General features: G+C 30.3%; 2 protein-coding genes. Both read right to left on the bottom strand.

Annotated elements, in window-relative coordinates:
- Positions 1–431 precede the first annotated feature (431 nt).
- The gene (locus tag BMX83_RS10495) at positions 432–746 is read right to left on the bottom strand and encodes a hypothetical protein (RefSeq protein WP_091636812.1); all 315 of its coding nucleotides are present in this window, start codon (positions 744–746) and stop codon (positions 432–434) included.
- Positions 747–1,385: 639 nt separating this feature from the next.
- Positions 1,386–2,405, bottom strand: coding sequence for an alpha/beta hydrolase (locus tag BMX83_RS10490; protein ID WP_091636810.1), 1,020 nt, complete (start codon positions 2,403–2,405; stop codon positions 1,386–1,388).
- Positions 2,406–2,503 lie beyond the last annotated feature (98 nt).

Here is a 2,503-nt window from a genome sequence, read left to right as displayed (position 1 = left end):
GATAGTGGTTCATTGAAATCCTTGCACTTATTATATCAAAAACCATGGACATTTACCGTAATATCAACATATTTGAATTATTCAGTACACACTAAATAGACGAGCTAATCATTCCAGTGAAGCCTATATAAAGTAAGAATCGTCCTAAGGTATAATTGAGCGCAAGTTGTTTTTGAGCAGTTAAATGCTCTGTTGTTGTGAAAGTATGTAGATCTTGAATAGGAAACAAAATAGTCCACAGAAAGTATCCAATAATTATCAGAACTATAGATATTTTCAAGACTATTTTTGCTAACTTAGAATACTTGTTTCCCACTGGGTGCCCACCTCTACTATTTATAATTGCTTTATTTTCGTCCATTATATTGTTGATGACTTTTACAACATTTATTATAAAAATATGTATTTATACTTTACTATTAATTCTTTAATTAAAGCAGCCCTATAATACTCATAATATAAAGTGTAAGGAAAGCAAATAAAGCAGATACGAATGCATTGGGGAAGATCATCAAGAGAAAATGAAGCACGGTCATTGGTTTAAAGCTTTTTCGATTTATAAAGTAGTAAAGAATTGGCGTAGATATGCTTGCTCCTATTATATTGCAGATTAATACCACTCCATCAATACCATTAGAAGAAAATACCCCACTCATTAAAGGAGTAGCACTTACTATTAATAAACTGTACAACAAAGATTTTTTAAACGTTATAAACTTACTTTCTAAATGATTGAATTTGTCCATGCTTACACTCCTGTTTCAGCTGAGATTACTTTGTTTTCAAATTTATTGTTTCTACATTAAGTCCGATCAGGTGCCTGTGTTGTTTTTATTTTAACATTTAATAGTATATTTTGTAATAATTATCCCATATCATTTCACATTAGTGTACTCTAATAAATATGAAAGACCTCACCGCATGCTACAGCAGCAAAGTCTATTGTTGGGCTATTATTAATCTTTTTAGAGAAGAAAGATCTTTTCAATCATTACTCTCCAATAGTTCAACTTTCTTATTCAGGTTTTTAATGTTCTTTTTTATTTGCTTATTTCAGCGTTTAATAATACCAAAGCTACAGAAAGTAGATTTATTTACTTGAATAGCAGAATATTCTATGAAGAAAGCTCAAAACAAACCGGAAAATTTAATATTATCCATTTTCTACAGTATCTACAATTATATTAAGAAGATTAGCAACCTGAATATGAGGGTTTATTGCTATACACGTAATACACTTAAAAATCATTGTATATTACCTTCTAGTTAGTTTGTCATACTTACCTTTGAGTAAAATTCAGGAAGATGGATAATAAATTAAAATAAGAAATATTTGTATCTGGAATCACTTTAACCATACCTTTATTATATTATTAATTTTGTCTTCAATTTATCACTTTATCATTTTCATAATATTTCTTAAGCCAATTAGAAATTGATTTATGGGCTGTGGTTTTTGTGATAACTCCAAAATGAGAAGTGTTTGATAAAATATTAATCTTTGTTTCTGGAGAATATTGGCCAAACAATGGTGCAAATGCACTAGTGTTGAAAGTATTATCATCTTCTCCAACCATTAAAAATGATGGTTTGTCTAAGTTTTGGATATCTTGCTCGTAATTATCTCTTGGGTGCATGGAAGTTTGTAATGTATAACTATATTTTAGAGTTTCTGTTCCATTTCGTGAGTCTTCTGGCATATTGAATGAAATAACATCTTTGTGATTCAGTGCGGTAATTTTAAATGTATTTAAGATATCTAATCCAATAATGCGAGGTAAATTTACATTGGTCCACTCATTTTCTGAACGATAGGTAGATGCTGTGTGATGTACATAAGGAGCAAGCATTAAATAGCCATCAACTGGTGCATTATTACCACCTGCATAACGTATTACAGTACCTCCCCCGCTTGAATGACCACCTAATAATATTGGTCCTTCATGTTGACTTCGTAGTAGCTTTACGAGATCACTTAAATCATCTTCGAGCTGACCAATATATTCTACATCCCCTCTGTTGTTAGTTTCAGGACCATGGCCCCTTAAATCTGGGGTGTATACATTAGCAATGTTATTTTCAGATAAATAACTAGCTAATGGTTGAAGATAACTACTATGATATGCAGATCCATGCAAAACAATTAATGTTTTGTCAACATTACCATTGTAATAGCGATAGAATAATTCTTTTCCATCTTTTGCAGTGTATTTCTGAAGAGTCGGTAATTTATCTTTATTTGTATTTAGGACGTTAAAATTTAAATTTTCACTTTCTTTAAGAGGAGTAGAAGTTTTACTGAATAATACCATACTAGTTACCACGATAAAAAAGATAATTACTGATATAACAGTTGAAATACCAATCCATTTGAATATCTTTTTATTTTTAGCTTTTGAAAACATTTATATTCTCCTCGTATAATAAGTTTGAAGATAAGAATTGTACTTATCTTCTTTGGTTGTTAATTTCTTAAGTAGTTCAGAAGCTTCTCCCCCATGGG

Origin of the sequence: Alkalibacterium gilvum, assembly GCF_900109085.1 — a bacterium.
Classification (GTDB): Bacteria; Bacillota; Bacilli; order Lactobacillales; family Carnobacteriaceae_A; genus Alkalibacterium; species Alkalibacterium gilvum.
The sequence above is the reverse complement of the archived record's forward strand: the minus strand, read 5'-3'. Positions and strand labels throughout refer to the sequence as shown.

What these genes read in the sequence shown, in the direction of transcription:
- BMX83_RS10495 (WP_091636812.1), bottom strand. Translation starts at nt 746, where the DNA reads ATGGACAAATTCAATCATTTAGAAAGTAAGTTTATAACGTTTAAAAAA.
- BMX83_RS10490 (WP_091636810.1), bottom strand. Translation starts at nt 2,405, where the DNA reads ATGTTTTCAAAAGCTAAAAATAAAAAGATATTCAAATGGATTGGTATT.